The sequence below is a fragment of the Thiohalophilus sp. genome (genome assembly GCF_031581315.1).
Taxonomy (GTDB): Bacteria; Pseudomonadota; Gammaproteobacteria; order UBA6429; family Thiohalophilaceae; genus Thiohalophilus.
Genome location: NZ_JAVLAZ010000062.1, coordinates 3,902 through 5,256, shown reverse-complemented (window position 1 = coordinate 5,256; position 1,355 = coordinate 3,902). Strand labels below are relative to the sequence as shown.

The 1,355-nt window shown below is 59.2% G+C and carries 1 protein-coding gene; it reads right to left on the bottom strand.

Annotated elements, in window-relative coordinates; genetic code table 11:
* Window positions 1-20 precede the first annotated feature (20 nt).
* On the bottom strand, window positions 21-1,355 hold a 1,335-nt coding region (locus RI563_RS09565), incomplete at its 5' end, for an efflux RND transporter permease subunit (RefSeq protein WP_310694150.1).

The window sequence follows — 1,355 nt, the reverse complement described above, 5'->3', positions numbered from 1 at the left end:
AGTACCTAGACCCTGGCCCCTTAAATTCGTCGCTGTTCGACGAATTTAAGAACGGTCACCGTCAGCGCCGGCAGGAAGGTGAGAGTGACCAGCGCGGTGCCCATCAGGCCGAACATGACGATTACGCCGACGCCGCGATAGAGTTCGGTACCTGCGCCGGGCAAAAAGACCAGCGGGGCCAGGCCGAAGACGGTGGTGAGAGTGGACATGGCGATCGGACGCAGACGGGTTTCCACCGCATTGGCAACCGCTTCACGCGCGGCCATGCCCTCCTCGCGCAAATTGACGATCGACTGATGCACGATCAGGATCGGGTTGTTGACCACTGTCCCCATCAGGATCAAAAAGCCGAGCATGGCGATCATGTCAAACGGCAGGGTGAGTGCCGACAGGCCGATTAACGGGAAGCCGCTGCCGATGAAATTGAACAGCCACAAACCAAAGATGCCGCCGCTGACACCCAGCGGGATGGTGGTCATGATCAATAACGGATAACCCCAGTGGGTGAAGATCGCCACCAGCAACAGGTAAATGATCACCACCGCCACAATGTAGTTGGCGGTTAACGCCTCGCGTGTCGCGTCCAGTTCGTCGCTGGCCCCCGAGATGGCCAGACCGATGTTCGAAGGTATCTCACCCGCATCGCGAAGATGCTGCACCAGATCGTCACGCACCCGTTGTACCCCGGTCTCCAGCGCCACATCATCCGGCGGAATAATGTTCAGAGTTACGGTCCGTCGACCGTTGAGCCGGCGGATATTGTTGGTATCCACCGTCTCGACAATCTCGGCAATAGCAGAGAACGGCAGGATCGCGCCGACCGGCGTGTAGATCTGTTTTTGATCCAGGCTGTCCAGCGTGGCGTTAACACCATCCTTGCTGTAGAGATACATATCGATCTTGTCGTCATCGAGGAAAAACTCACTGACGAACGCACCGTCGGTCAGCGCGGAGACGGTATAGCCCAGTTCCTGGGTGGTCATGCCCACTTCGGTGGCCCGCTCCCACCTGGGACGGATTTCAACCAGCGGCTGCGAGAGTGACAATGTCGAGGGATTGGCACGCAGGCGCGGTGAGTCGAAGATCTCCCCGGCCCGTTGATAGGCCTTGTTGGCCACTTTGTAGACCGAGGCCAGGTCGGGGCCGGAGATATCCAGGTTCACGCTACGTGTGCCGCCGGAGTTGCTGGTGATGATTGAGCCGCGGGTGACGAACGGACGCATGGCCGGATACTCGCGGTATTTGGCGTCGATCGCGTCCATCAGCGGTTTGATGTGCGACGGCTCTTTCGGCTCGGTGATGATCCGGATCCCGGCCGGCCGGATACTCAGGTTCAGGTATTTCATCGCCGGCAC